This window comes from Pseudoalteromonas sp. SCSIO 43088 (assembly GCF_023650795.1).
Lineage (GTDB): Bacteria > Pseudomonadota > Gammaproteobacteria > Enterobacterales > Alteromonadaceae > Pseudoalteromonas > Pseudoalteromonas shioyasakiensis.
Window position 1 is genome coordinate 306,639 of record NZ_CP072676.1, and the last position, 26,099, is coordinate 332,737.

Consider the following 26,099-nt stretch of genomic DNA (forward strand, 5'->3'; position numbering starts at 1 on the left):
CGGTTACTCTGATAACGGTAAAGTAAATTTAGCTAAGCGATTTTTGGCAAAATGTGAGGTATCGACGGCTTGACCTTGAAAAGTGATATCGACTACTTGGTGCTTGCCTAATACTACATTAAACGGCTGTGGGCCGGTTACTGTCATAATGTAACCTGCTTTTTTAACACCAAAAGCGATGCGATCGCCGTTGCCATCGTGAATTTCTACCCAGCTATCTTCATTGAAGTGCATCACCACTTCGCTGTGCTCAGGATCTGCCTTTTCAGTTTGTGGCTGAGCAGCAGATTGGTTTTGTGATGCAGCTTGATTTTGTGCTTCGTTGCTGGTCGTTGGGGCATCAGCTTCAGGCTGAGCGATTTCTTGCTCGCCTTCAGCGAGTGGTTGAATGGTTTCTTCAGCTGGTGCTTCTACAGTTAAGTCAGGTGAAATATCACTGCTTTCAAGTTGATTTGGCATCGCAGTCGTGACCGGCTCTTCGATATTCTGGTTGCTATTTTGCCACCACCAAAACACAGACGAGCCAATGATCACCGCTAAGATAAAGTAGCTAAACAGCATTAAACGGCTGTCATGTGCTTCTTTTTCTGTGCGGCGAGAAAAGCTCTGCATTTTTGACTTTTTCTCAGGCTCAACGTGCTCAGGCAGTAATTCAAGCATGGCTTGGCTATCGATTTTAAGCTCACGGCAATAGCTTCTGATATAACCTTTTACGAAGGTCGCAGGGCCTAGTAGTTCGTGCTCGTCGTTTTCTAGTCGTTGTAACTGTAAAACTGATAACTTTAATGCACCAGCAAGTTGCTCAAGGCTCATTCCTGCGTCTTCGCGGCGCTTTTTTAGCGCTTGGCCAAGCGTTTCTTGTGGTTGTTCTAAATTGTTTTCTTCATTCATAATGCGTATGAGTCTGGATCTACCAATAAGAGTCTATGCCCAGGTTCTAGGGCGACATCTGGGCTCAATTTGTTCCAGCGCATTAACTGATCGATCAATACGCTATGCTGTGTGGCTATGCTAAAGAGTGTGTCGCCATCATTGATGTCGTGATAAATGTTCGGATCGTTCAAATAAATGCGAGTACCGTTTTGTACACGATCCGATTCTTTTAAGCCATTCCACAGCAAAATCTTCTGTAGTTTAACATTGTATCGCACCGAAATGCTAAAGAGGTTTTCACCATTTTCAATAATATGATACGGGATATTCAGCGCCGGTACATTTGCGTTCAGCATGGGTAAGTTAAGCGGCTCGTTTGTCACGCTAAAATCAGTGCTATTTGCGGTTGACGCCGTTGTTTGACTGCCACTAAATACGTTTTCGTCTTTTTCTGCTTCGTAAAACACCACAGTGCTGGCATCATTTTTGGTATTTTGCGAGTTTGCTGGCGTTTGTTGTTGAACGCTTGGCGTTTGCGGTGCACCAAATGACACTATGGTCACTTCATCATTACTTTGCACTGGTGTTTGCGCGTCTGTTTGCTGCTTTGCAATAACTGGAGTTTGTTCAACTTTACGAGAGGAAACTGTTTGGAAACCTTCGTCAGTTTGCTTTGTGAGCGTCTCTGGCGTTGTATCGCTCGTTTGTGAAGAGGCTAAAGTCTCTGTTACGGGCTTTTCTTCGCTGTCTGAGTTTACCTCAGTAGGCACCTGCTTATTACTTTGCGCTACAGTTTGTGGCTCGGGTTGAGTTTTGTTTACAGTTGGCTGCTCAACTAGAGAAGTTTGTTCATAAGTTGTTGGAACATTTGTGGTCTTTACAAGGCTTTGCCCGGTAGCAGCCACTGACGCCTGTGCAACAACAGCTTGTTTAGCAGGCGCTTTTCTTTTCACGATGCGAATTTTTGGCTGATCTTTGCTAACCGTGCTGTTATCGCTTGAAATTTTCAGTTCTTCAAGCTGCGCTTGACGGTATTTTTCTCGTAGAACTTCAAATTCTGAGCGTTTAGTTTGCCCAGATGAAATGGTTTTCGCTTCTACTGAACCTGGATAGGTTTGTAGAATAATACCTGCCGTTGTTTCAGCTTTTTCAATATGGCCCATGCGTTGCTGAATTAAGTAGCTGAGCATGAGTGCTCGAGGTGTTACTCGGCCTAAAGATTCGTATTTTTCAATGATATCTTCAGCTTTATGAAGATCGCTTTTTGCGTAATACAAACCAGCAAGGCTTATCATTGAAGAAGGACGCTGTGAGCTGTGATTTAGTGCTGACTTAAGGTATTTTTCTGCGTTTTCAAAATCATCAAATTCAATCGCGCACAAGGCTAAGTTTTCGTAACTTTCAGCTACACGGATATAGCTAGGAATTGAAATCGCCTTAAGAAGCTCTTCTGCTGCGCGGTCGTATTCGCCAATGCCACACAAAAATACACCGTAGTTATTTAAGGTGTTCGGATCATTAGGGGCGATTTTTAGTGCGCGTTGATAGGCTTTATCTGCTAGCTCAGGTTCATCAACCTGTTGATAGTAATAAGCTAAAGAATAGTGTACTTCAGGAAGGTCAGGGGCAAAGTCTGCGGCACGTTCTAGATTATATTTTGCTTGCGAGTTGTTGCCTGTCTTTAAGTACTGTAACGCAAGGGCGATACGAGTACGAGCAGCACCGGTATTATTAATCTTTTTTTCAACAACGGGTCTGTCGCTACCATTGTAGCTGTTTTCTGTAACACACCCTGTTAATGCTATTGCACTAACAGTAATGGCAAGTATAGAACGCATTACCTAATCTCTTCTTTGATTCCGTATGCCTATCTTACCGAAAAGCCTTTGTGTTGCATCTATTATTTTAAAAATAACGAGTTTGTCACAAAGGCTTATCTTTAAAAGTTACGCTTATGCTTGGTGAACATTTACCGCAATAGCGTTATCTTCGCGCATTTTCTTTTTCGCTAAACGTTTAGTACGGTCTACAACATCACCCACTAATTGCCCACAAGCTGCGTCAATATCATCACCACGGGTACGGCGAACAATACAGGTAATTCCCGCTGCTTGTAATACTTTAGAGAAGCGGTCGATGCGGCTGTTGCTCGAACGGCCATATTCATTACCTGGGAATGGGTTAAACGGAATTAGGTTCACTTTTGAAGGTGTACCTTTAAGAGTTTTAACCAATTCGTGTGCTTGATCTGTGCTGTCGTTTACACCTTGTAGCATAACGTATTCGATAGTCACATCTTTGTTTGCTTTAGAGCCATCAATATAACGACGACACGCCGCTAAGAACTCTTCGATAGGGTACTTTTTATTAATTGGTACCAGTACATCACGTAGTTCGTTGTTTGGCGCGTGAAGTGAAATAGCCAGCGCTACGTCAATTTTCTCTTTTAATAAATCAAGAGCAGGTACCACACCTGAGGTACTTAAAGTAACGCGACGCTTTGATAAACCAAAACCCCAGTCGTCCATCATAAGTTCCATTGCTGGTACTACATTTTTAAGGTTTAGTAATGGCTCACCCATACCCATCATTACCACGTTAGTAACTGGTCGCTTAGTGCTATCGCCATCTAAACCAATGTCTTTTGCAACACGCCATACCTGACCGATGATCTCAGATACTGATAAGTTACGGTTAAAGCCTTGTTGTGCTGTTGAGCAGAAAGTACATTCAAGGGCGCAACCTACTTGTGATGAAACACATAAAGTTGCACGGTCTTTTTCTGGGATCCAAACAGCTTCTACTTCTTGGCCACCTTGTAGCATCAGAGCGTATTTGATGGTGCCATCACTTGCTACTTGCTTAACTGAGATTTCAGGAGCAACAATTTCACATTCAGCTTTTAGTTTTTCTTTTAGCTTTTTGTTGACGTTTGTCATGTCGTCAAAATTGTCTACGCCAAAATGATAAATCCATTTCATCACCTGATCGCCACGGAATGGCTTTTCACCGAATGATACAAAAAGCTCACGCATTGCATCTCGGTTTAAATCTAATAAGTTAATCTTTTTTTCAGTGGTCATGAAACAACCTCAATCAGTGACGGTGGTAAGTAGTTTGGGTGCGCGATTGTACATTATTTAATCGACTTAGTCATTAGCTAAACATATTTACAATAAGCTTAGCTAATGACTAAAAAAGGGCCCGAAAGCCCTTTTTCTTCTGCATCACAGACTTAGCTGTGAACTCGAAATTAACGAGTACGTGGGCAGATTTCTTCGTCAGCGAAGAAGTATGCGATTTCACGTGCAGCTGATTCAACAGCGTCAGAACCGTGAACAGCATTTTCGTCGATGCTGTCTGCGTAGTCAGCACGTAAAGTACCAGCTAGTGCTTCAGCAGGGTTAGTAGCACCCATGATTTCACGGTTTTTAAGAACTGCGTTCTCACCTTCAAGAACAGTAACCATTACTGGACCAGATGTCATGAACTCAACTAAAGCACCGAAGAAAGGACGCTCGCTGTGCTCAGCGTAGAAACCTTCAGCTTTTTCTTTTGAAAGGTGAACCATTTTAGCTGCAACGATTTTAAGACCCGCAGTTTCGAAACGGTTGTAGATAGCACCGATGTGGTTTTTAGCAACTGCATCAGGTTTTACGATTGAAAAAGTACGCTCTAAAGCCATCTTTATGCTCCAATAATTTTAAATTTAAAAGGTTAAATATTAACGGGCGCGAATTATACGCGCTTTACGTGAAAATTCCTAATTTAATTAAATAGTCATTTGATGGCATTTTCATGAACCCTAACCATGTATAGCAACACGGGTATAAAGTGTGAGCGAATTTTAGCAGTTAAGTACTTGTTGTGGTCTATTTTATGGGCAATTATTAACTCAGGAAATGATAAAACTAATAAGGACAATAATGAAAAATCTTTTACTGGTCACTCTACTTGCAAGCTGTTTAGCGGGCTGTAATTCAGACTCAAACGATGAGCTTGAGTGCTCTCCTTACCCCATTGCAATCGATATTAATAATTATGTTGTAACCCCAGAGCAAAGCGAAGCTAATACAGCACTTGCTTATGATGCCTATACCATTAAATTAGGTGGTATTGGTGAAGGTGTTTATAGTGAAGGAAATGAGCCCGACCCTAATAAAGAGTATGCTGAGTGTGCTGAGTGTGCTATCCCTGCAGTGGTACTAGGGAGCGCGAACACCATTACAGCGATTAATATATACTCAAGCGCTGATTACAACAATGAACTCACTGCGGGTATGAGTTTAAATAGTGTGTTTGATATTACGGAAATGTTTGTTACTGATTTTGATTATTACAGTGATGGCAACTATGCCAATGTAGAAGACTTCACGAGCGTATTACCCACTACAGCACCTATATTTATTGAACTAAAACCTAACCAAGCTCCTGAAGTTGAGAGTAGTCATATTTTTTATATCGATATAAGTTTTGCAAATGGCAAAACCTTTGCGCTTGAAACTGAAGAAATTCAGCTGTTTTAGTTTACTATTCTTCACTTAATGTCAGCGGGTTTCTCTGCTGACATACCCAATCTCTACTCGCTTAGAACGTGCTCACTTAGCTAAGCTAATTGCTATTAATTTACCATTTCCATAATGCATCTTAAAAGTGTAAAAACATCAATTGTCATTGTTAACCTTTTGTTCACTTTTGTACGGGTAAGCTAATTTTCGATGATAAATTGGGGGTATTTTAAATCATTTAAAATCAATAATATCTGCTTTTAATTTAAATCTTTAATCTATCTTTTCAGAGAAAAATAGCAACAATAAAACTGTAATCGAAATGTTGAATTTAAGTGTACAAAACGCTACATGTTTTTTCGTGAATTCCTGAACTTATTCAATCATAAAATATTAGTGAATTGATTTTTTATAAACCAAAAATCTTACTTCCATTTTTATTTTGAATAATCAAAGGAGAGAACAATGAAACTACGCAGTGCACTTTCTAAGTTGTCATGCGCGTCAGCTTTTGCACTTGGCACCATGCTGACTTTGAGCCCCGCAGCCAATGCAATGAAACTAAAACAACAAAACTTAAAAGAGATGGCTGTTGAGTCACAGAGCATTATTGCTGGCCAGGTGGTAAGCGTAACAGATGGTTTTGATAATAATCGTCCCTATACCGAAGTGACTATTCAGGTTTCGTCAGATGCAAAAGGCAAGTTAAAAGACGATTCAAATTACACTTTTCGTCAGTTTGGCTTGATCAAGCCCCGCTCTATGGGCAATGGCAAAGTGTATTTAGGTGCAACACCAGAGGGCTTTTCTAAATGGCGTGAAGGCGAACAAGTGATTGCCTTTATGTATAAGCCAGCATCAATCACAGGGTTTCAAACGACCGTTGGTTTAGCTCAAGGTAAATTTGTAGTGCGCAATGGCAAAGTAGAAAACATTTTTGCTAACAAAGGCGTTTTTGAAGGGTTAGATACCAGCAGCTTATCAGCAGAGCAACAAAATCTCTTAACCACACCAGGTGCAGTCGATGTGGGAGTTTTTATGGATTTAGTAGGTGAACTGTCTGGAGTAAAACAATAATGAAATTTTCTAAAATCGCAGCAGCATTAACCCTTGCAACTATTTCGACAGGTGCGTTAGCCGGTGGCCCACTTTATATTCATGAACCGACAATGCAGCCATATAAATGGGACACCTCAAAAGGCAGTATTCCAGTGTGGACAGATGGCGGCCAACTTATCAAAGATAAAGACGGTAACGATGTCGAAACCTTCACTGTACTTGAAAAAGGCACTGTATTTAACGTTGATGTTACCTTACCTGATGGCACAGTGATCCCTGCATACACTGAACTTGACCGAGATTATACGTTTTTAACGATTGAGCAAGCCAACAAAGTAACGGCGAATGCTGTGAAAGAGTGGTCTGATGTAGAAACGTCGACTTTCGAGATGTCAGTACAGGGCACGATTTTTGAGAAAACAGGCATTGCGGATGTGACAGCAGAAAATGTTGATCAAATTTATGGTGTTGAAAACGGTTATGGCTTTTGGGTCAATTACGACACTGATGGTGGCATTTTAGAAAACTATTTTGGTGTGCCAAGAAGCGCTGTTTTAGGTATTGCATTCCCTGAATGGGCCGATGAAGAAACTGGCGAAATTATCGAAGCGACAGCTTTAATGAATGGCTGGTTTGTTGATATCAGTGATACCGATGGCACGCAAGTTGGTGGGGTATTCACCCATGAATTTGGGCATGCGATCAATATGTCTCACTCGCAAGCAAATGGCCATTTAGTGTATATGTCGGCAAGCTATAGTCCGCAATACGACGGTGTACCAGGTTGTGAGGGTGTCACTAAATTTACCAGCTCTAGTATGTTGGATTATTCTGCCATTGAGACCATGTTTCCGTTTATTAATGTGCGCGGCAGTGCTGGTGCAAATCAACACACCATTAATGTGAAAGATGACATCGTTAATATTTCAGATCTCTATCCTACCAGTGAGTACAAATCACAGTTTGGCTCTATTCAAGGTAAGCTTTTAACAAAAGAGGGAGTAGAGTACTCAGGGGTGAATTTAATAGCGCGTAACCTTGATAACCCTTACGAAGATGTGATCAGCCAACAGTCAGGTAACATGACACAAGGCCGTATCGGCCCAGATGGCTCATTTACCATTAATGGCTTAACGCCTGGGGCACGTTATGCTCTTTATACTCAAGAGATCAATGCCGGTGGTTATCCAACTCAGCAAACGAATATTCTTTCTGAAGCTGAATATTGGAATGACAACGAAAGTGCAAACCCGGGAATAGATAATGCCTGTGCGATGACAGAGATAGTTGTTTCAGCGGGTGAAACTAAACAAGTTGAGATGTTCTTCAACGGTTATCAAGATGGTATTCAATATACGCCACTGATTTCAGCGTTTGTAATGGATCACGCTAAAAACGGTAAAAAAGCACTTGGAACAACCTCTTCGGGTATTCCTTTCTTATACGACAGTGCGACTAATTCGTTTGATACTTTAGTAAGCCCTGATGGCTACGCTTTATTAAGCTCTACAAGCACAGCAATGAACAAAACAGCCACTAAAGCTGCTATTACCGCACACTTTAATGATAATGGAGTGATGCAAGGCGGCGTCTGGGATATAAACTCTGGCAAAGTATCAATGCTTGAAGATTTAACGGGGAATAGTTGCTCGCTTTCAAGTCAGCAGGGGCAAAGCTCACATAGCATCTGGGATATGGATGATGATGGTAAATTGATTGTTGGTACAACACGCTTCCCATACGATGGTTCAAATCGCTGTGCTGAAGGCGAAGCTGCGCGTTCAGTTGGTATGCCTACTGTTTGGGATGCAAACACGGGTAAAGCAAGCGTTTTACCTGGCACCCAAATGGTTGACCGTTCTTATGGTAGCGGTAAAGAAATCGCTATTATGAATGGCGATGAGCAAATTCGTCGTACGGCATGGGCACGAGCAGATCGTATCTCTGGTAATGGCGAAACCATTACAGGTTCAACGAATGGCTTTACGCAAATTGCCTGGGTAAATGGCGAGCTTGTTGATACCTACACGGAGTTTGGTGCAATCGACAATTCAGTTATTTCTGAAAATGGTCGTTATGTCGCCTTTGGCGCCATCGAAAACCGTCGTCCTGCTGGCGTTAAAGTATGGGATACAGTAACCAATACAACTCAAAAAATTGGTAGCTTACGTTGGTGTGACAACATTCCTGCGATAAGTTTCTGGACCAACTATTGCGACCTAGGCTACAGCCATGAAGAATTAGTTGAACTAGGATTTGGCTTACCTTCAGTGATGGTTCTTGATGCAAATGAGGACTTATCGATGATCACCGGACGCGCTGGTAGCCCTCTATCTGGCGGTTTTGTTGGCGCTATTTATTTAAAAGGTATTGGCTGGATGTCATCAGCAGAGTTCTTTGCTAAGCAGGGGGTTACTGAAGCAAAAGGCTTGCTTACCGATAACATGTTTGGTCTAAGTGCTGATGGTTCTGAAATCATGGCTGGCATTGCTGGCGCAGTTTTATCAATAGAAATTGACGCGAATAAGGCATTTGTATGTGATAACGGCCGCGACCGTGAACTTAGCTTCCCTAAGCAAGTGGTTGATGCGGTGTCGGCAGGTGCTGAATTTGGCCGCTGCGCACATATTAATGACTAATACCATTTTGTGTTAAGCGCTTAAAGGTCCGGCTAGGTGGCTGGGCCTTTATTTCAATATCTTTGTAACAAAGGCCTGCTAATGTATAAAAGTTCATTAATAACAATAATATGGTTATGTATTCTAAGCTTTATTCCTGATCAAGCTAGTGCGCAAACCCATCAAGCTGCAAGCTCAACCAACAAAGGGTTTAATGTTCCTGAAGAGCTATTGACCACATGGGAGCTAGATGAAGCGGCTTCAATGGAATACGCAAAAAAGTCTGCGCACTGGAATGAACATATCGCTAATTTGATGCCGAAACTAATCGCAACAAATAAACAAATTAAGTACCGCTTTAATCAGGATGAAATGGTCACCATTCAGGCTGCAAAAGAGCACGAGCTTGCCATTAGTTTGATTAAGAAAACACTGACGTCATATAAATTCAAATTCGACGATAAGCCAAAGCAATTGCAAGTAATAAAAGCCGCAGGTGGGCGGATCAATATTCAGGCCGATGGCCTACTTGGTTATCAGTTCTTATTGTGGAAAAAACGCCGAAAACGCTTAACTGGCGTATAAAAATATCAATGTTAAGGGCTTTGCTGTTAACATTAGCAAATCAAAACCAATTACCCTGGATAGTTAATTGAGTTTGATCTAAAAAGGTGGCCATAGGATTGGTCACCTTTTTTCTTTTCTGTATAAGTCCTCACTTAGTTTAATTTCTGTGGTTCTAAAGTGCTAGTTTTTGTCTGTGTTTATAATATTTAAGTGCTTGATTACATTTTGGTACAGACTGATACACTTTTATATTGTGTAAATATGTTTTTAATACATTGTTAATTAAGGTGTTTTTTTACAGTAAATTTAATCGTTTTTCTTGCCATGGTTTTTACCCTTTTTAGTGTGTTGAATTCTCATTTTACTTCCTCTATTACTTGTTTTGTCACTCATAACTAATTGTATAAATTAAATATATTTTATTATTGAGTGGTTTTAGCTGTTTTTAATAAAAACAAACAACAAGGAATTAATATGAAAAAAGCGCAGTTAGGTTTGTTAATCACATCATTCGCTATTATGGGTGGATGTGCAAAGTTAGACGCTCAAGTTAACGCTGGCGGCACTCTTAATTCAAAGGGTGGGGCTGGAAAAGCTGTGTTTACAGCACATGCAGCTCGTTGTGATGGAGAAGTAAGCGGAAAAGTAAATTACAAAGATGTAACTGCATTAGATTGGCAACAATCTGGAGGAGTATCATTTAACGCACAGGTTTATGGTGCAGGCTTATGTAGTGAAGATCCAGTATCACCTGATGGGGCTGAGTCTGGTGATGAGCGATTATTTTGCAAACAAGATATTTGCACTGAGGGGATGTATCAAGTTGAGTTTAATTATAACTCAACCAATCCTAGCCTGCCTGGAGAGGGGGTTGGCTTTGCATGCATGATGGATATTTCTGAAGGTATTAAATCTGGATTTGGTGCAAATGGGTTATTGAATGTGATGTTACTCGAGTCTGGTCCATACCAAGGCTATAACAATGCCGGAACAATAAGTGGCAATGTACAAGTGAAAGATTGCCCAAGTAGCAAAAATGACGACAACGCAGAGTAGAGAAGGAGTTTAATGATGATAAATAAAAAAACAGTTTTAGCGGCAAGCATTGCTCTTGCTTATAGTTTTCCTTCTTTAGCTGATCAATCAATGCGAATTGTTCTAGAAGCAAATAGTAATAAAGCCTCAGCGCTTAAATCTGAGTTGTTATCAAATAATATTAAAATAGAAAAAGAGCTTAGTTCACTAGAAAGTTTTGCAATTTCGATTAATAAAACTCAGTTAGCCAATGTTTCAGGGCTTACAAACCTAAAGACTTTTTACCCTGACGTACCAAGAAAGTTAATGTCTGAAGGCGCTTCGCAATATATTCCGTATGGTTTATCGATGGTTCAAGCTGATCAAGTTCAATATCAAGGCGGACAAAAAGTGTGTGTAATCGATAGCGGTTATGCCTTAGAGCACCCAGATTTGCCGAGTGCTGGTGTTACAGGCTCAGACGATGGTGGTGCTGGTGTGTGGTATCAAGATCCATTTGGTCATGGCACTCACGTTGCTGGCACGATTGCCGCAATCGACAATGAATTTGGTACGACAGGGATTGTCGATGATCATTCCCTTGATATGCACATTGTGCGTGTTTTTGCAGGTAATGGTAGCTGGGCTTACGCTTCGGATTTAGCCGGTGCGATTGATGAGTGCCAGCAAGCCGGTTCAACGGTTATTTCAATGAGCCTTGGTGGAAAATACTCAAGCCCGATTGAAGAAAAAGCGTTAGATAAAGTTGCTCGTGCAAATATATTAATGGTTGCGGCAGCAGGAAATGCTGGTGAAGCTTCACATAGCTACCCTGCCTCTTATGACAGTGTGATTTCAGTTGCAGCGGTTGATAGCACTAAAAATCATGCAAGCTTTTCTCAGCGAAGCAGTCAAATTGAACTATCAGCGCCAGGCGTTAATATTTTCTCAACTGTGCCTGTTGACCGCGCGCGCTTTTCAAAATTTAATGTCACGCAAGATACTGTTAATTTCCAATATTATGGTATGGATGGCTCGCGTTTTGGTACTGTGACAGGGGAGCTCGTTGATTGTGGTTTAGGTACTCAGAGCTGTGGAGATGTAACAGGAAAAATCTGTCTAATCGAACGAGGGGAAATTCCGTTTTATAAAAAAGTAGAGCAGTGTGAAGCGGATGGCGGTGTGGGAGTTATTATTCGTAATAATAACCAAAGCCAGCTAATCGGCACTATTAACCCTACTTCTATGATTGCTGGCTCTGTGACAAGAAATGAGGGTCTTAATTTAATGGACAACCTCGGTAAGAAAACCACAATAACAGTCGCTGAGTTTTCAGATCATGACTTTAAATCAGGTACTTCGATGGCAACCCCTCATGTTTCCGGCGAAGCTGCATTGGTATGGAGTAATTATCCTGAGTGTTCTGCGAATGGTATTCGTTTAGCACTGAGGGCATCTGCCGATGATCAGGGGGATATGGGTTATGATCATGCTTACGGCTGGGGCATAGTGCAAGCCAAAGCGGCTGTTGATTATATCGCTGAAAATGGATGTAAAGCATCTAATAACGTATTACGTGGCGGAGATGGCTCAGCCCACTAACTACTCCCCTATATTGTTGTTATGACCAAAGCGCTTATGGCGCTTTTTTCGTTTGTCACCTACTCAACAATAAGCTCTATGAATCAATCATGATCTAGATCAATAAAATTACTGGGCAGGTTATTATACTGCCGCCATGATCTAGATCAATAAAATTACTGGGCAGGTTATTATACTGCCGCGCTTCATTATCGTATTAATTCATGCAACCGACTTGTACTCGGTTCGATGTGTGGAGCTTTCATGTCGTCACCTATTTTGACCCCTCGTCCTTTTACGCCTGAGTTGTTATCACCTGCGGGTAGTTTAAAGAATATGCGTTATGCCTTTGCTTATGGTGCAGATGCCGTTTACGCTGGCCAACCTCGTTATAGCCTTCGTGTGCGTAACAATGAGTTTGACCTAGATAATCTGCAAGTTGGTATCAACGAAGCCCATGCGCAAAATAAAAAGTTGTATGTGGTGTCGAACATTGCTCCTCATAATGCCAAGGTAAAATCGTATTTACGCGATATTGAGCCAGTCATTGAGATGCAGCCAGATGCGCTGATCATGTCAGATCCTGGGCTTATCATGTTAGTGCGTGAAAAATGGCCAGATATGCCAATTCACTTATCTGTGCAGGCCAATGCGGTGAACTATGCCACAGTGAACTTTTGGGCTCAGCAGGGTATTGAACGAGTCATTTTATCGCGCGAATTATCGCTTGAAGAAATCGCTGAAATTCGTGAACTATGCCCTAATACAGAACTTGAAGTGTTTGTTCACGGTGCACTTTGCATGGCGTATTCTGGCCGTTGTTTGCTATCAGGTTACATTAATAAGCGCGATCCAAATCAAGGAACGTGCACTAATGCATGTCGCTGGAACTACGATGTGAAACCAGGCACCGAAAATGAAACCGGCGAAATGGTACATAAAATTGACCCTAAAGCGGTGATCCCAACCCTAGGTGATGGTGCCCCAAGTAATGAAGTATTTATGCTTGAAGAGCAAGGGCGCCCAGGTGAGTACATGCCTGCTTTTGAAGACGAGCATGGTACTTACATTATGAACTCAAAAGATTTACGTGCCGTTCAATATGTTGATCAACTAACGAAAATGGGCGTGCATAGTTTAAAAATTGAAGGCCGTACCAAGTCTTTCTACTATGTTGCTCGTACTGCACAAGTGTATCGTAAAGCCATTGATGATGCCGTTGCTGGTCGTCCATTTGACGCAAACTTATTTAAAACTCTTGAGAACTTAGCGCACCGGGGCTACACCGAAGGGTTCTTAAAACGCCATGCACATCAAGACTATCAAAACTATGAGTACGGTCATTCGGTATCAGATAAACAGCAGTTTGTCGGTGAAGTATTAGGCCGCAACGATAATGGCTTAGTTGAAATTGATGTGAAAAATAAGTTCTGTACTGGTCATTCACTTGAGCTTATGACACCAAAAGGTAACATCAACTTTAAGTTGGATTTTATGGAAAACAAAAAAGGCGAAGCCATTAGCGATGCAAAAGGCTCAGGTCATATTGTTAAAATTCCTCTGCCAGAAGATATCGATTTAGATCACGCAATTTTGATGCGTAATCTAGATGCCGACCAAGATACCCGTAATCCATTCAATAAAGCCTAATAGAAGATGCGCTAAGTCATACTTAGCGCATTGCTCTCATCTTTTTTTGGTATTTCACTGTCGTTACTAGTTATTTTTACTATCCTTTTTTCTAAGGGTGTTAATTAAACATAGTCAAAAATTATAGTGAAATACGTTGTTCATCCATCACATCAAAAAGAGCTTTTACACACAGTACCTTATGTTGCGGTAGGGGTATTGCTGCTGGCTGTTGTCTTACTACTTGAGCGATTAGGGCTTATTGCTGCTATTCCTTTTTATGTAGCAATGCATACGAGCGTCGAATTATTCTCAGTTGTGATCTCGTTTTTAATTTTTGCAATTGGTTGGAATACTTGGCATTTCACCAATAACTACAAACTGTTACTGCTCTCTTGTGCCATGTTGTGCGTTGCTATTTTTGATTCATTGCATTTCTTGGCTTTTGACAGCATGCATGAAGGCAATGCAGACATGAACTTGGTATTAAGTTTTTGGCTCATTGCTCGGTTATTTAATGGAGCTGCTTTTTTAATTATTGCAGCAGGGATTTGGGTTAAATATAAACCGTTAAATGCGCGCGCTTTACTTACCTCTTTGTTGCTTGGTAGTTTGTTCATCGCAAGCACATTCTTTTACTTTCCTGATTTACTGCCAGAAATACACATCGAAGGAGTAGGCGGTAGCCATATTAAGTTTCTAATTGAGCTACTTGTTTTGGCGCTATACGGTGCCGCTGTTTTGATGTTTTCGACACAACTTCGTAAGCCCAGAACAAATTTAAATATTGCCGGTAAAACATTAGTTTGCCTATTAGCTATTTTAAGTGAGGCCTGTTTTGTGGTGTCTAATGATGTCTCACACACCACCAACACCTTTAATTTTTTTGGGCATGTGTATAAAGGGCTCACCTACTTTTTACTGTATAAAATCCTCTTTGTTGAAACCGTCACTAAACCTTATGCAGCACTCGATAACTCCTCTAATCAGTTAAAAGCAACACTTACCGCACTGCCAGACTCGGTTTTTGAGCTTGAAAAAGACGGTACTTTTCGCGAAGTCTTCAGTGATAACTCCGATAGCCATGTGTTTACTAAAGAGATGGTTGGGCAAAATATTAGCTGTATGTTTGAAAAATCTGATGCGCAAGACTTTATGCGCACGCTAATGGAGGCAAAAAAATCAGCTGTGTGTTTGGTCAATACCTTACCCATTAGCGTAAATGGTTGGGTTATTCATTTTGAATTTTCGATTACCTTGTTTGAGCACGATAATGATGGCCCAACGTATTTAGTGAACGCCCGCGATGTGTCAGAAAAAGTTGGGCGTATGGCGGCACTTGCTCAGCAAAGTAAATTTAATAGGGGTTTATTACAGCTAACCGAAATTTCGTTTCAAGACGATCAAGATGTGTTGTTGAATTATGCTGTTAATCAAGCCCTCGACATTACCAATTGCGATGGCGCAGCCTTGTTTATTTGTAACGAACAAAAGCAACATGATTATCGAGCCGAGAAAGGTAATGTTTTTGATGTGTGCACTGAAAAGTTACAAGGCAAGATAGCGGCTGGGCAAGCTGTCATTGTTAACCGAAAACATGCGAAAGAATACGGGTTACCTGGCGACTCTAACTCATTGTTAGTGGTGCCCGTGATACGCCATAGTCAGTGCCATATGGCTATTATTTTACAGCATCAAACTAAGGTGTTTAGTGTGCAAGATAAAAACATGCTAACGGTTTGGGCTGAGTCAGTGTGGCAATGGTTTCATAAAATTACTCTAAACAAACGCATGCACATACTGTCTCAAGCGGTTGAGCAAAATCCACACCCCATTATGTTTACCAATACAGATGCAAAAATTGAGTATATGAATCGCGCTTACCTCGATATGTGCCAGTACGAGTATGACGAACTAATAGGTCAAAGCCCACATAAAATCAGTGCCGGACAAACTGAACCGGCTGTTTACCAAGCAATGTGGGAGCACTTAAAAAATCGAAAAGCCTGGGTGGGTGCTTTGGTTAACATGACTAAGCACGGTAAAGTGATTGTTGAGCAAACTACCATTTACCCATTAAAGGATCAGCAAGGGAAGGTGAGTAACTACATTTCGTTTCAGCATGATGTAACTAAAGAAGTCGAAAGTGAAACCCTTATACATCAACTTTCTTATTTTGATCAGCTAACGGGGCTTGCAAACCAAGACAAGTTGCAGATGGAATTTGAACAAACTATTAAGCTTCAAGCAGATACTAAAGCAGCCTTTATTTTAATTGGTTTAGACAACTTTAAGATTCTCAATAAAGCATTGGGGATGGCAAGTTGCAACCTAGTGTTACAAAGCTTGAGTGCGCGAATTTGTAACTTTATGGGTGAGGATATTATGGTTGCACGGCTGCAAGGCGACCGCTTTGCATTTATTACGCCTTATACCTCCACCGGCGCTATAAATAAGAGCAGCCACGATTTATTAAAAGTGATCAGTGAGCCACTGACGATTAATGATGAACTCATTGTTGTTACAGCATCGGTCGGGGTTTCCCTGTTTCCGATGGATGGCAAAGAATTTGAGCCGCTATTGCAGATGGCCGAGTCAGCGATGTTTGAGGTTAAAAGGCAGGGTAGAAACAATGCGTTATTCTACGCCGAAGAAATGAATAAATCTGGGCTTAGGCAATTACAAATCATCAATGCCCTTAATTATGCCCTTGAAAATAATGAGCTTTATTTAGTTTTTCAACCACAAATAGATATTGCATCAGGCGCTGTGGTGGCTGTTGAAGTATTAATACGCTGGCACAGCGAAACATTAGGCAATGTATCACCTGCTGAGTTTATACCTATTGCTGAAAGCAGTGGCCGCATTAGTGAAATTGATGACTGGGTATTCGAAAATACCGTTAAAACAATTCGCCAGTGGCAAGACGACAACATGCCACCAATTACCTTTGCAATAAATCTATCTGCAACGAAGTTTGTCAAAAAACAGCTACTTGGCGATTTAATCTCTGTATTACAAACTTACTCTATAGAGCCTGAGTGTATTGAACTTGAATTAACGGAAACCATTGCCATTGGTAATCCTCAGTTTGCTTTAAGTACGATTACAAAACTGCGTGAAGCAGGGTTTAAAATGTCGATTGATGACTTTGGCACAGGCTATTCGTCAATGAATTATTTAAAAGATTTTGCTCTCGATAAGCTCAAAATCGACAAATCATTTATTGATGATTTAGAAAACCCCAGCGACGCTGACAAAGCAATTGTTAAAGCTATGATTGATTTAGCCAGCGCGTTAAATATGGAATCAATTGCTGAAGGCGTTGAAAGCGAGCAGCAACTGAACATACTTAAAGAGCTTGAGTGTTCTCAAGTACAAGGCTATTACTTCAGTAAACCCCTGCCAATTAAAGTGCTGTACGAATTTGTGACCGGTAAACAATCTAATTTGGCTTCAATTAGCAAGTTATAACAAGCTTATTTAAATCTGTTGTTGTCTTAACCTTTGCATATCTTTTTGCGGAGGCAGGCCAAATAAACGGCTGTACTCGCGACTAAATTGCGAAGGGCTTTCGTAACCAACCACACCACTTGCTTGACCAGCATCAAGACCATTGATCAGCATTTGATCGCGAGCTTCTTGTAAGCGTAAGGTTTTTAAATACTGCAATGGGCTGGTGCCAGTAATCGTTTTAAAGTGCTGGCGAAATGTTGATGAGCTCATATGCGCTTGTTTTGCTAACTCTTCAATTTGCACTGGGCGCATAAAGTTGGTTTTAAGCCAGCTCACAACTCTAACTATATGACTACTTGGTGACCCCTCTGATGCCAACTTTCTAAGGTGAGGTCCATGAGGCCCCTGTAAAAGGCGAATAACAATTTCTTTCATGAGTAATGGCTGTAAGCCGTCGCGAAGTGCAGGATTATATTCAAGCTCAAATAACCGAGTGAGTGCATCAGTTAAGCCTGCATCGATATTATGAATAGAAATCGGCTCAAACGTTTCGTTGCGTGATTGTTTTGGCAGCTTAAGCTCTGCGGCCGTTTGCAAAATTAAGTTGTAATCAAGCTTTAGAACCATGGCAACAAATGGCTGGTGGCGTGTTGCTTCGGTCACATGGGATACTACAGGTAAGTCGAAAGTGGTTAACATGGTTTGTCCACCAGAGCAGGGCAGTACACTGTTTTCAACTGAAAGCATTTTTGCACCTTGCAGCACCACCGCAAGGCTTAATGTGTAAATACAATGCAAGGGGTCGGTTGGTGCATTACGAATGTGCAATGTGAGCTCTGGTGTATGAGAGGTAATATCACCCGCTTTATTAGCGAATAACATAATCTTTTGCGCGAGTGGCTTAGCAATCTCTTGATGGTTGGTGTCTATCATGTTTAAAACTCACGGTTAGTTATCTTGGCTGTCAAATTTATCAAGCATATCTTGGCTACTAATTTGAGAGCCCATACGGCCACGATTCACGTACCTGTGAGAAAACGTTTTTGCGCCATTTGCCCGAACCAGCTTTTCAAAATCATCAATAAAATGCTGTTCGAACTTACTATTAAAGGTATTAAATAAAATCACATTTTTACCTGAAAAGTCATTATTTTTTGCAAACTGCCAAATCGGTGGGGCAGGGCTATAAAGCCAAATAGGCGAGCCTAAATAAATGGTGTGATACTTTTCAAGGTTTATATTGCTCGGGGTAATTGTTGCTATGTTGCTTCTGGCATCATTGAGAGCAGCTATCCAACCAGGAATACCTAGTTCGTAATCGGTAGCCGTTATCTCAAACAGCTCCGCGTTATGCTTTTGCGCTATGTGATCTGCTAAAACCCCAGTATTCCCAGAGCGAGAAAAAACCACGACGGCTGTTTTGGCATCAAGCGTGATTCTCGGCTCCGCATTGTGTAGACGTAAGCTGTTTTTAGCATGCTGTAATTTTTCGGTTTGTGTGACCCAAATGGCAAGAGATAAAAGCCCTAATATTACAACTGCGAGTATTATAAATAGCCATTTAATCATTGTGTTAACTCCTAAAATCACAAATTCAAATCAACAACAAAAGTAAGTTAGGCCAAGCATGAGGCCTAACTTCTTTGCTTTATGCATGCTCAGCTTACAAGTGCCTTTTTATAAATGCTTGGTTAAAAAAGGCAGTATTTGCTGCATCGCTAACGCAACTGGTTCAGGCTTATCGTACAGGTCATAGTGCGACCAATCTTCTAGTTCAACGAGTTGTCTGTCTTTTGATGCAAATGATTTTCCGTAAATTTCTTTACCGTCACGGTATGCACCAAATGCCCCTACTTTTTGACCAATTACAGCCATCATAGGTTGAGTCATTAATGTTTCGGCAAACGCGAAAGCATCCCAAGTGAGGGTTTTTTGTGCATGAGAAAATAACATACGTGTTGCGCCACCTTCGCTTTGACCACGCGGTGTTTTGTAGTAATCAGTCGCTTCGAAAACATCACGTTCAGTCAGGCCATTGTCGCGGGCAAACTCAATGCTTGGTGGGAGTAATTCGTTAACTTGTAAATCACCACCAAGTGCTTCAGCAGTTCGTTGTGCCGCCATCGCTTCAAGTGCGCCAAGCGGGTTAAACTCGGTGAATGCTTCTCTAAATAAACGACCTAAATTAACTGGTGTGATGCCGACCACGGCTTTTACGCGTTTTTCAGTCAGTGCAGAGTTAAATACATAAGCACCCCCACCACATACCCCAATGCTACCAATGCGCTCGTTATCGACATAAGGGAGTGTCACCGCATAATCAATAACATGGCTAATATCTTCAACACGTTGTGATGGGTTTTCAATAAAGCGAGGTGTACCGCCAGATTGACCTTGATAGCTGGCATCGAAGGCAATAACCACATAACCCGCTTCAGCAAGTGCTTTACCATATACACTACTTGAGGTTTGTTCTTTACAGCTACCAAATGGGTGAACACTGATCATGGTTGGGTAGGTTTTTGACTCATCAAAATTAGCAGGTGTTAAAACAAGTGCTGAGATAACCCATGCCATATCGTGGTTTTTAATACTAACTGTTTGAATTTTCATGTTTTTCTCCTAAATACCGTTTAGGTTTGAGCCCTGTGTGGGCTCATACGGATTAATAATTACAGGTTGCTTGTAAAGAAAGGGGCTAATACGCTGATGGCTTCAGTGATTTCACTTTCGCCATCGTATAGGTCCATGTGGTTTGCACCTTCAACGATGTACATTTTTTTGCTGCTTGATGCTGCACGTGCCATTAGGTCATCGCTCATCCACTTGCTGCCTGCATTGCTGCCGACGACGGTCAGTAATGGTTGCGTTAAAAATGCCTCAGCTTTAAAGAATGCATCATAAGTGATGATTTGATTTAAGCTGCGTGCAGTCGCAAAACCCGGTGCCGTGCAATAAGCTGCGCGGTCTGTGTGGTAGTATTCCCACGCTTGGCGAAGTTCTTCGTTTGGTGCATCTTCTTCTTTCAGCGGTGCCATTGGGATGGTCGCAATGTCGTTACCACTTGCATCCGATGTGCGAGAATCAGAGCCAGCTTGGATATATGGGATAGCGTCGCTGTCTTTTACATTGTTATCCCAGCCATTACGGAACATTTGGCCAATATTTACCATGCTTACTGTGCCAACGGCTTTAATACGACGGTCGTTAATTGCAGCATTTGCGGTGTAAACCTGCCCCTGCACAGATACCCATTGCGCCAATGCGATCATTATCTACATAAGGTAAGGTCGTTAAGTAATCGATTACTGCACTCACATCCTCGGTACGAACATGTGGGTTTTCAAGTTGGCGTGGCTCGCCAGTGCTTTCACCTTGGTAAGATGCATCGTATGCAATAGCGACAAAACCTTGCTCAGCTAGTTTACGTGCGTAAGTCCCTGCTGTTTGCTCTTTAACACCACCACCTGGGTGCGATACGACAACGGCTGGGTATGTTTTCGTTTCATCAAAATCAGCAGGTAAATTTAATAAGCCAGCGATAGTAATATCTAAACCGTTAGTGTTTGGAAAAGTAACTTTGTTCATGAGCGTAAATCCTCTTTGGGTTAATAAGTAAGGACAGAGACTATTCTCGATTGCAGAGCTGTTTGCTTTGCGTCCTTGATTGAGATTAAGTATAGAAGTCGGCTGAAACGAATGTTTGCCTAAAATGACAGGGTGTTTGTCTAAAATGCCGAAAAAGCCCTATGGCAGGCAATCGGAAAATGACCAGAATAGATTAAGAATTTACTTAATCGCTTGAAATGGTGGGTTTGCGGGGGGGTTAGAGTGCTTGCTCTATATGATGGCAGTGATGGAATTGTATTTCTAAAAACGAAATACTGCTTGCTTTATAAGTAGAAAGCTCGCTATGAAGCTATTATTGCCTATTTTTATTGCTGTAAGCCAATTAATAGGCAGTGTAACGACGTTTATTTTTTAAATTGGCTGGCAAGCTCTGCAAGCGACACTTCAGCAAAACGTTTTAATAACAGTGCTTCTGCATCATCCATTGCGTTTTGCAGGGCGCTGTTCACTGCATGCTCGATAGGGCAGTTGCTGTGCTCATCGGTTAGACCAATTACAAAACAGGTTCTTTTCGCCAAGCGCTTGGTGAATATCAAATAAAGTGATGTCAGTTAAGGGAGTGGCCAGTAAGCCAGCCGCCATTGTGACCTTTGATTGCCGATACATAACCTGCTTGGCGCAGTAACGCCATAGTACGGCGCACAACCACAGGGTTGGTCAATAACATGTTTGCTAATGTCTCTGATGTAACAGGGTGGCTGTAACTGTTTAAATGGATCAGCACATGTAAAACCCGTGATAGTCGGCTGTCTTTTCTCATCTCAAATCGTCAATATGCGTTTTTTGCAGTGTATCACGAACTGCTTAATATTGACCGTTTGAATTACCAAACTAACGCTCACTAAACCAATTCCCAGCCAGCCAATTTGCTGAAATTGCTCATTTAAAATCACAATAGCCAGTACGGTGGCGATAATAGGCTCAAGTAAAGTAATGAGCACGGCTTGGCTAGCCGCTATGGTTCTTAAGCCAATACTAAATAGCCAATAACCGAAAAACATCGGTACTATGGCCATGTAAAGCGCCCACGCTGGTATTGGTAGCTGTGGCAAAAAGCGCATCTCCAGTAATTAATAACGAAGGCAATAGCACACATGCAGCGCCGCCAAATAGGCTTGCCATGGTCGCTCTTGAATGAATGCCGTAGCTAATTAAGCGTTTGGCAACCCATGAATAACCCGCATAGGTAAGTCCTGCAATTAAGCCAAGTAAAATGCCGATGTTTTGGCTAAACAGCCCCTTAGCAGCAAGGTTATGCTCTTTACCTAATGCGATTAAGCCAATGCCAATAGCACCAAAGCAAAAGCTGACTAGCCAGCGAGTTGCAATGGGCTTTTTCTCAATTAAGTATTCTAATAAGACGGTAAATAAAGGCGCGCTGGCAATCGAAACAACAGTGCCAATTGCCACACCTGCGCTATTCATAGAGGTATAAAATGCCAGCGGATAAATAGCAACACAAGCTGAACCTAGTAGGGTTAGGGGGTAGTGCTTTCGCAGTGTACTAGCATTGTTTATTAGCTGTTTTATTGAGGTTAGGCAAAGTAATACGCCGCCAAATCCCATCGCAAACGCACCTATCGCAAAAGGGCTAATGTCTGGTGCAAAGCTTGCGGCTGTGCCTGTTGTGCCCCAAAAAACACTGGCAACTAAAACGGCAATGGTCGCGATGGTATGGTTCATTGATGATTCGCTTTAAATTTAAGATATCAAAAGCATAATCAAAATTGATGTGCAGTTTTTGACAAAAAGGACGGTTTTGTTGGCGTTTAAAACTAAAGTTACTTTTTGAATTTACTCGGTGATAAGCCAAAGTACTTTGAAAAACTGCGGCTAAAAGATGAAAGCTCATTGTAACCAACTAACTCACTAATACGTTGTAACGGATAGTCGGTATGACTGAGTAAGGCTTGGGCTTTTTCCATTCGCTGTTTGGTTACATAGTTCATGACAGTCAATCCGGTTTGTTGCTTAAACAGCAGCTTAAATTGCGTTGGGCTTAAACAGGCAATGCTGGCAAGGTGTTTGATTTGAAGAGGAGTACCTAAGTGACTGTCAATATAAAGCAGGGCCTCGCTAATACGGCTGTCGACCTTAGGCTGCATAATTTGCTCAGCTAACAGCAAATTGAAGGTGTTAAACATGGCAAGTTCTAATTCACGATTAACCGCTTGCTCAAGTTGCTTTGCCACAAACTGCAAAAATGCCCAAAGTGATTGATTAATTGCAAACACGCAGCGCTCAGCAGTGGCTAGGTTACCTGGTAGCTTTGGCATATCGGCCACCACAAATCGCGCCTCTGGCATTGCGGTAAACAGGTGTGTTTGCGAGGCTTTGACAACCACGCATTCACCGGGGGCGACTTTACCTTGAAAATCACCGACACTAATAGCAATCACACCTTTTAAGGGCAGTACAAGTTGATGATAGTCATGGCTATGACTAACAGGCTTAGTACTGTAAGAGCGGATAGATAGATTGCCTTGCATCATTTTGTGATAACCGTTTGCTGAATAACGCTATTATGCCTGTTTGCGAGGGATGATCAATTTTAGGCCATTAACGGGGTTAGCACATGCTCGTAGGCAATCATTAGTGCGACATAAACCAACAAAATAGCCATCAGCTTATTAAACATGTTAAAAACACCCGGCCGTGATACTTGCTTGCCAAGCATTAAGCCCGCTAACGAGTAACTTGTAGGCGCACCAAAGGCAAGAATGGCTAAAATAAGAGACCAAAATACGATTGCAGCGCCGGTAATATCTGCGCTTGGGAACTGAATCGTAGCAATTGGCAAAGTGGCCACCAAGGCTTTTGGATTTAATAGCTGCATAAACAGGCCATCGAAAAAGCTAAGTGAGGCATCCGCTGAGGTATCACTCACCTGTACTTTTGCTTTTGCGACCTTCCAAGCAATATACAAAATATAGCCGCAACCAATTAAGCTCACATAAGGCAAAAACTGCGGGTTGATAACTTGTAAGCCAAGGTAGCCAAGTAGCACAAATAAGATAAACATCGCGCTACCCACGCCAATAAAAAATCCAAGGTGTGAACGAGTTTGTTTATTTAAGCCACTACTTAAGCCGAGCAAATTGATTGGCCCAGGGGTGTACATAATGCCAATAGCATATGCAAAAATATCTGCCATAACAGCTCCAAATCAGTAATTTAGCTCTATCTATGAGCCCATTGCAGTTGAAATTGTTTTGGTGTCATACCGAATACTCGTTTGAAGTTACGATTGAGGTGGCTGGCATCTGCAAAGCCAGATTCAACCGCTACGCTGGTGGCATCGCGGCCAACTTGTAACGCTCTACGGGCATAATTAATACGACAGTTCAAAACATATTGATGTGGAGTAATACCGAAGTGCTCGCGAAAGCGGCGGATAAAATGATACTTCGACATAGTGGCAGCATGGGCAATGTCATCAATAGCAATGTCATTGTCGATATTTGCCAAAATGTAGTCTTTTGCGCGCAGAAGTAAGCTATCAACTCGGGTGCTTAAAGCCGGTAAATCAAGGCTACCGTTTAGCCTTACTAAAGATTGCGCCATTTGCAATACTGCAGCTTCTCGCTCTATTTTGCTGGTGCTATTGGTTTGTAAAAGCCTTGATAAGTGAATCACTTGATTACGCAGTAATGGATCAGCATACAAGGTGTTTGCCATACGTAATGTACAATCTTGCTGATATCCTAGCGCTTTGAACAAAGGCTGAAATTCATCGGGATGAATATACAGCATTAGATACTCTAGGTTTTGCTCAGTGCCAGAGTGACCATCGTGAATATCTTCAGGGTTAAACAAAATAACATTGCCAGGTACGCTTTTATAAAACGCATTACGACAAAAGAAATCTTGCCGCCCCTGTAGAGTAATGCCAATTGAATACTCTTCGTGAGCATGCTTTGCATAGGTAAAATCACTCATAGTCGCAGTCAACATCGAGATGCTCTGATGCTGTTCGTTGTTGATGTACTTAAAGTGATTGTCTTTGCTCACAGATGCTCCAGAAGGTTGTGCGCTTCGTTATTATTCCTACGCCAATATAGCGAAGCAGGCAACCTAAAAACTTGAACAAAATTGCTGATATTTAAAAAAAGAGGTTTATTTTTTGCCTAAATAAAATCAAGCAGTGTCGATTCTTTTCATAATTTTTCAATGGTTTATAAAAAATGACTATCAGAATTTTCTTATATTTTAATTCAGTGTGAATGTTTTTATCCCTAACTGAGGTCTTTTAAACAAGCAGTAGAGAGGGGTTTAAATGAATTTACGTACATCAAATAATTTAGTGATTGCACTTATCACCATCAGTTTTTCGTTATTGGGTTTGTCTTTTATCTTGGGAGCAAACCCCAATGCCATTGGCAGTATTTTTTCGTTCTATAAATTAGACGCTCAGGTGCCAGCTCACATCATGAGTATGATCGCAGGCTTTGCTTTTTGCTTTGTTGGCATTACCAGCCTTCATTCACATTTGGGGTTTATCAATAGAGCGCTTCCGACCATCACTGCATTTGCTATATCAATGCTCTGTTTGATTACGCTGTTTGGCGCTAATCGTTGGCTTGCAAGTGAAGGAGGCTTTCCTGTGATTGGTTCAGGGCAGGGGATCATTAAGTATTTTGCTGTTATTCCACTGTTTTTATTTGTGTTTTACAAAGAGGCTTTAAGTGATAAAGCGCATATTGCTTTAAATTATGCATCGGTGGCATTAGTGTTGGTTTGGATTGGCGCCATGAAGTTTTTTGCTTTTGAAGCGAAGGGGATTGTAACACTTGTCGAAACATCGCCGTTTATGTCGTGGTTATATCAGGTTTTTAGTGTGCAGGGTGCATCGAATGTAATTGGTGTGTTTGATATTGTCAGTGTGCTGTTGCTTTGTGTTGGCTTGTTGATTAAAAACAACAAATTAATAGTATTGGCAGGGCTTGCCTGTTGCGCTGTTTTTATCATGACGCAAACATTTTTAATTACCGCACCGAATGCGCTTAGCAGTTCGACGGTTTTAGCAGGACTTGGTCAATTTGTGATTAAAGATCTGTGGTTTATTGCAAACTTAGTGATTATTTATCACCTAGCTGTAATCAATAATACAGCCAACGAAACAGTCGCATAAAATAAAAAAGGCCTCAGAAGAGGCCTTTTAAAT

The 26,099-nt window shown here is 41.5% G+C and carries 25 protein-coding genes; 9 read left to right on the plus strand and 16 right to left on the minus strand.

Translation table 11 applies throughout. The features are described from left to right. Nucleotides 1–3: 3 nt before the first annotated feature. The 4 genes from J8Z28_RS19160 to ndk all read right to left on the minus strand — a co-directional run bounded on the left by J8Z28_RS19160 (nucleotide 4) and on the right by ndk (nucleotide 4,558). The gene (locus J8Z28_RS19160) at nucleotides 4–891 is read right to left on the minus strand and encodes a RodZ domain-containing protein (protein WP_250660803.1); all 888 of its coding nucleotides are present in this window, start codon (nucleotides 889–891) and stop codon (nucleotides 4–6) included. Further along, on the minus strand, nucleotides 888–2,711 hold the full coding sequence (gene pilW, locus J8Z28_RS19165) for a type IV pilus biogenesis/stability protein PilW (protein ID WP_250660804.1): 1,824 nt from the start codon (nucleotides 2,709–2,711) through the stop codon (nucleotides 888–890). Before pilW ends, J8Z28_RS19160 begins: the two co-directional genes overlap by 4 nt. Nucleotides 2,712–2,825: 114 nt before the next feature. Next, nucleotides 2,826–3,956 (minus strand): dual-specificity RNA methyltransferase RlmN, encoded by a 1,131-nt coding sequence (rlmN, locus tag J8Z28_RS19170; protein ID WP_250660805.1) that lies wholly within the window; start codon nucleotides 3,954–3,956, stop codon nucleotides 2,826–2,828. Nucleotides 3,957–4,126: 170 nt separating this feature from the next. Then, entirely contained in the window at nucleotides 4,127–4,558 is a 432-nt protein-coding gene (ndk, locus tag J8Z28_RS19175; RefSeq protein WP_036972405.1) for a nucleoside-diphosphate kinase, read from the minus strand. A gap of 241 nt (nucleotides 4,559–4,799) precedes the next feature. On the opposite strand from ndk, the gene J8Z28_RS19180 reads away from it, so the two are divergent. The 8 genes from J8Z28_RS19180 (at nucleotide 4,800) to J8Z28_RS19215 (ending at nucleotide 17,323) form a co-directional block, all read left to right on the plus strand. After that, entirely contained in the window at nucleotides 4,800–5,399 is a 600-nt protein-coding gene (locus J8Z28_RS19180) for a hypothetical protein (RefSeq protein WP_250660806.1), read from the plus strand. Nucleotides 5,400–5,846: 447 nt separating this feature from the next. After that, nucleotides 5,847–6,458, plus strand: a complete 612-nt coding sequence (locus J8Z28_RS19185) for a hypothetical protein (RefSeq protein ID WP_062565860.1) — start codon at nucleotides 5,847–5,849, stop codon at nucleotides 6,456–6,458. Next, nucleotides 6,458–9,079, plus strand: coding sequence for a zinc metalloprotease (locus J8Z28_RS19190; protein WP_250660807.1), 2,622 nt, complete (start codon nucleotides 6,458–6,460; stop codon nucleotides 9,077–9,079). Before J8Z28_RS19185 ends, J8Z28_RS19190 begins: the two co-directional genes overlap by 1 nt. Before the next feature lie 81 nt (nucleotides 9,080–9,160). After that, entirely contained in the window at nucleotides 9,161–9,643 is a 483-nt protein-coding gene (locus tag J8Z28_RS19195; RefSeq protein WP_250660808.1) for a hypothetical protein, read from the plus strand. A gap of 456 nt (nucleotides 9,644–10,099) precedes the next feature. Then, complete coding sequence (locus J8Z28_RS19200) at nucleotides 10,100–10,681, plus strand: hypothetical protein (protein WP_058584534.1); 582 nt, start codon at nucleotides 10,100–10,102, stop codon at nucleotides 10,679–10,681. A gap of 12 nt (nucleotides 10,682–10,693) precedes the next feature. Further along, nucleotides 10,694–12,241, plus strand: a complete 1,548-nt coding sequence (locus J8Z28_RS19205) for a S8 family serine peptidase (protein ID WP_250660809.1) — start codon at nucleotides 10,694–10,696, stop codon at nucleotides 12,239–12,241. Between the two features lie 243 nt (nucleotides 12,242–12,484). Further along, the gene (gene trhP, locus J8Z28_RS19210; protein WP_055197422.1) at nucleotides 12,485–13,870 is read left to right on the plus strand and encodes a prephenate-dependent tRNA uridine(34) hydroxylase TrhP; all 1,386 of its coding nucleotides are present in this window, start codon (nucleotides 12,485–12,487) and stop codon (nucleotides 13,868–13,870) included. Between the two features lie 126 nt (nucleotides 13,871–13,996). Further along, entirely contained in the window at nucleotides 13,997–17,323 is a 3,327-nt protein-coding gene (locus J8Z28_RS19215) for an EAL domain-containing protein (RefSeq protein ID WP_250660810.1), read from the plus strand. Between the two features lie 9 nt (nucleotides 17,324–17,332). On the opposite strand, the gene J8Z28_RS19220 is transcribed toward J8Z28_RS19215, so the two are convergent. From J8Z28_RS19220 to J8Z28_RS19270, 12 genes are all read right to left on the minus strand, one after another. Beyond that, nucleotides 17,333–18,238, minus strand: a complete 906-nt coding sequence (locus J8Z28_RS19220) for an AraC family transcriptional regulator (protein ID WP_250660811.1) — start codon at nucleotides 18,236–18,238, stop codon at nucleotides 17,333–17,335. A gap of 15 nt (nucleotides 18,239–18,253) precedes the next feature. Beyond that, the gene (locus J8Z28_RS19225) at nucleotides 18,254–18,874 is read right to left on the minus strand and encodes a flavodoxin family protein (protein ID WP_250660812.1); all 621 of its coding nucleotides are present in this window, start codon (nucleotides 18,872–18,874) and stop codon (nucleotides 18,254–18,256) included. Between the two features lie 108 nt (nucleotides 18,875–18,982). Beyond that, complete coding sequence (locus tag J8Z28_RS19230) at nucleotides 18,983–19,918, minus strand: alpha/beta hydrolase (RefSeq protein ID WP_250660813.1); 936 nt, start codon at nucleotides 19,916–19,918, stop codon at nucleotides 18,983–18,985. Nucleotides 19,919–19,977: 59 nt separating this feature from the next. Then, on the minus strand, nucleotides 19,978–20,577 hold the full coding sequence (locus J8Z28_RS19235) for an alpha/beta hydrolase (RefSeq protein ID WP_250660814.1): 600 nt from the start codon (nucleotides 20,575–20,577) through the stop codon (nucleotides 19,978–19,980). After that, entirely contained in the window at nucleotides 20,513–20,893 is a 381-nt protein-coding gene (locus tag J8Z28_RS21980) for an alpha/beta hydrolase (RefSeq protein ID WP_250660815.1), read from the minus strand. The genes J8Z28_RS19235 and J8Z28_RS21980 overlap by 65 nt, the downstream gene beginning before the upstream one ends. Before the next feature lie 386 nt (nucleotides 20,894–21,279). Further along, entirely contained in the window at nucleotides 21,280–21,453 is a 174-nt protein-coding gene (locus J8Z28_RS19245) for a helix-turn-helix domain-containing protein (protein ID WP_250660816.1), read from the minus strand. 29 nt (nucleotides 21,454–21,482) lie between these two features. Further along, nucleotides 21,483–21,695, minus strand: a complete 213-nt coding sequence (locus J8Z28_RS19250) for an Rrf2 family transcriptional regulator (protein ID WP_250660817.1) — start codon at nucleotides 21,693–21,695, stop codon at nucleotides 21,483–21,485. Between the two features lies 1 nt (nucleotide 21,696). Next, nucleotides 21,697–21,951, minus strand: coding sequence for an EamA family transporter (locus J8Z28_RS21940; protein WP_350338398.1), 255 nt, complete (start codon nucleotides 21,949–21,951; stop codon nucleotides 21,697–21,699). After that, complete coding sequence (locus tag J8Z28_RS19255; RefSeq protein ID WP_350338399.1) at nucleotides 21,911–22,618, minus strand: DMT family transporter; 708 nt, start codon at nucleotides 22,616–22,618, stop codon at nucleotides 21,911–21,913. Before J8Z28_RS19255 ends, J8Z28_RS21940 begins: the two co-directional genes overlap by 41 nt. A gap of 98 nt (nucleotides 22,619–22,716) precedes the next feature. Then, nucleotides 22,717–23,427 (minus strand): helix-turn-helix domain-containing protein, encoded by a 711-nt coding sequence (locus J8Z28_RS19260; protein ID WP_250660818.1) that lies wholly within the window; start codon nucleotides 23,425–23,427, stop codon nucleotides 22,717–22,719. A 59-nt stretch (nucleotides 23,428–23,486) separates the two neighbouring features. After that, nucleotides 23,487–24,089, minus strand: a complete 603-nt coding sequence (locus J8Z28_RS19265) for a LysE family translocator (protein WP_250660819.1) — start codon at nucleotides 24,087–24,089, stop codon at nucleotides 23,487–23,489. Nucleotides 24,090–24,115: 26 nt separating this feature from the next. Next, nucleotides 24,116–24,946, minus strand: a complete 831-nt coding sequence (locus tag J8Z28_RS19270; RefSeq protein WP_250660820.1) for an AraC family transcriptional regulator — start codon at nucleotides 24,944–24,946, stop codon at nucleotides 24,116–24,118. Nucleotides 24,947–25,211: 265 nt separating this feature from the next. Here J8Z28_RS19270 and J8Z28_RS19275 point away from each other — a divergent pair, with 265 nt between their 5' ends. Further along, a complete protein-coding gene (locus J8Z28_RS19275; RefSeq protein WP_250660821.1) occupies nucleotides 25,212–26,066 on the plus strand; it encodes a DUF417 family protein in 855 nt (284 codons plus the stop codon). Nucleotides 26,067–26,099 lie beyond the last annotated feature (33 nt).

Excerpts from the sequence above, each read along its gene's own strand:
- J8Z28_RS19160 (WP_250660803.1), bottom strand. The coding sequence starts at position 891 with ATGAATGAAGAAAACAATTTAGAACAACCACAAGAAACGCTTGGCCAA.
- pilW (WP_250660804.1), bottom strand. The coding sequence starts at position 2,711 with ATGCGTTCTATACTTGCCATTACTGTTAGTGCAATAGCATTAACAGGG.
- rlmN (WP_250660805.1), bottom strand. The coding sequence starts at position 3,956 with ATGACCACTGAAAAAAAGATTAACTTATTAGATTTAAACCGAGATGCA.
- ndk (WP_036972405.1), bottom strand. The coding sequence starts at position 4,558 with ATGGCTTTAGAGCGTACTTTTTCAATCGTAAAACCTGATGCAGTTGCT.
- J8Z28_RS19180 (WP_250660806.1), top strand. The coding sequence starts at position 4,800 with ATGAAAAATCTTTTACTGGTCACTCTACTTGCAAGCTGTTTAGCGGGC.
- J8Z28_RS19185 (WP_062565860.1), top strand. The coding sequence starts at position 5,847 with ATGAAACTACGCAGTGCACTTTCTAAGTTGTCATGCGCGTCAGCTTTT.
- J8Z28_RS19190 (WP_250660807.1), top strand. The coding sequence starts at position 6,458 with ATGAAATTTTCTAAAATCGCAGCAGCATTAACCCTTGCAACTATTTCG.
- J8Z28_RS19195 (WP_250660808.1), top strand. The coding sequence starts at position 9,161 with ATGTATAAAAGTTCATTAATAACAATAATATGGTTATGTATTCTAAGC.
- J8Z28_RS19200 (WP_058584534.1), top strand. The coding sequence starts at position 10,100 with ATGAAAAAAGCGCAGTTAGGTTTGTTAATCACATCATTCGCTATTATG.
- J8Z28_RS19205 (WP_250660809.1), top strand. The coding sequence starts at position 10,694 with ATGATGATAAATAAAAAAACAGTTTTAGCGGCAAGCATTGCTCTTGCT.
- trhP (WP_055197422.1), top strand. The coding sequence starts at position 12,485 with ATGTCGTCACCTATTTTGACCCCTCGTCCTTTTACGCCTGAGTTGTTA.
- J8Z28_RS19220 (WP_250660811.1), bottom strand. The coding sequence starts at position 18,238 with ATGATAGACACCAACCATCAAGAGATTGCTAAGCCACTCGCGCAAAAG.
- J8Z28_RS19225 (WP_250660812.1), bottom strand. The coding sequence starts at position 18,874 with ATGATTAAATGGCTATTTATAATACTCGCAGTTGTAATATTAGGGCTT.
- J8Z28_RS19230 (WP_250660813.1), bottom strand. The coding sequence starts at position 19,918 with ATGAAAATTCAAACAGTTAGTATTAAAAACCACGATATGGCATGGGTT.
- J8Z28_RS19235 (WP_250660814.1), bottom strand. The coding sequence starts at position 20,577 with ATGATCGCATTGGCGCAATGGGTATCTGTGCAGGGGCAGGTTTACACC.
- J8Z28_RS21980 (WP_250660815.1), bottom strand. The coding sequence starts at position 20,893 with ATGAACAAAGTTACTTTTCCAAACACTAACGGTTTAGATATTACTATC.
- J8Z28_RS19250 (WP_250660817.1), bottom strand. The coding sequence starts at position 21,695 with ATGAGAAAAGACAGCCGACTATCACGGGTTTTACATGTGCTGATCCAT.
- J8Z28_RS21940 (WP_350338398.1), bottom strand. The coding sequence starts at position 21,951 with ATGGCCATAGTACCGATGTTTTTCGGTTATTGGCTATTTAGTATTGGC.
- J8Z28_RS19255 (WP_350338399.1), bottom strand. The coding sequence starts at position 22,618 with ATGAACCATACCATCGCGACCATTGCCGTTTTAGTTGCCAGTGTTTTT.
- J8Z28_RS19260 (WP_250660818.1), bottom strand. The coding sequence starts at position 23,427 with ATGATGCAAGGCAATCTATCTATCCGCTCTTACAGTACTAAGCCTGTT.
- J8Z28_RS19265 (WP_250660819.1), bottom strand. The coding sequence starts at position 24,089 with ATGGCAGATATTTTTGCATATGCTATTGGCATTATGTACACCCCTGGG.
- J8Z28_RS19275 (WP_250660821.1), top strand. The coding sequence starts at position 25,212 with ATGAATTTACGTACATCAAATAATTTAGTGATTGCACTTATCACCATC.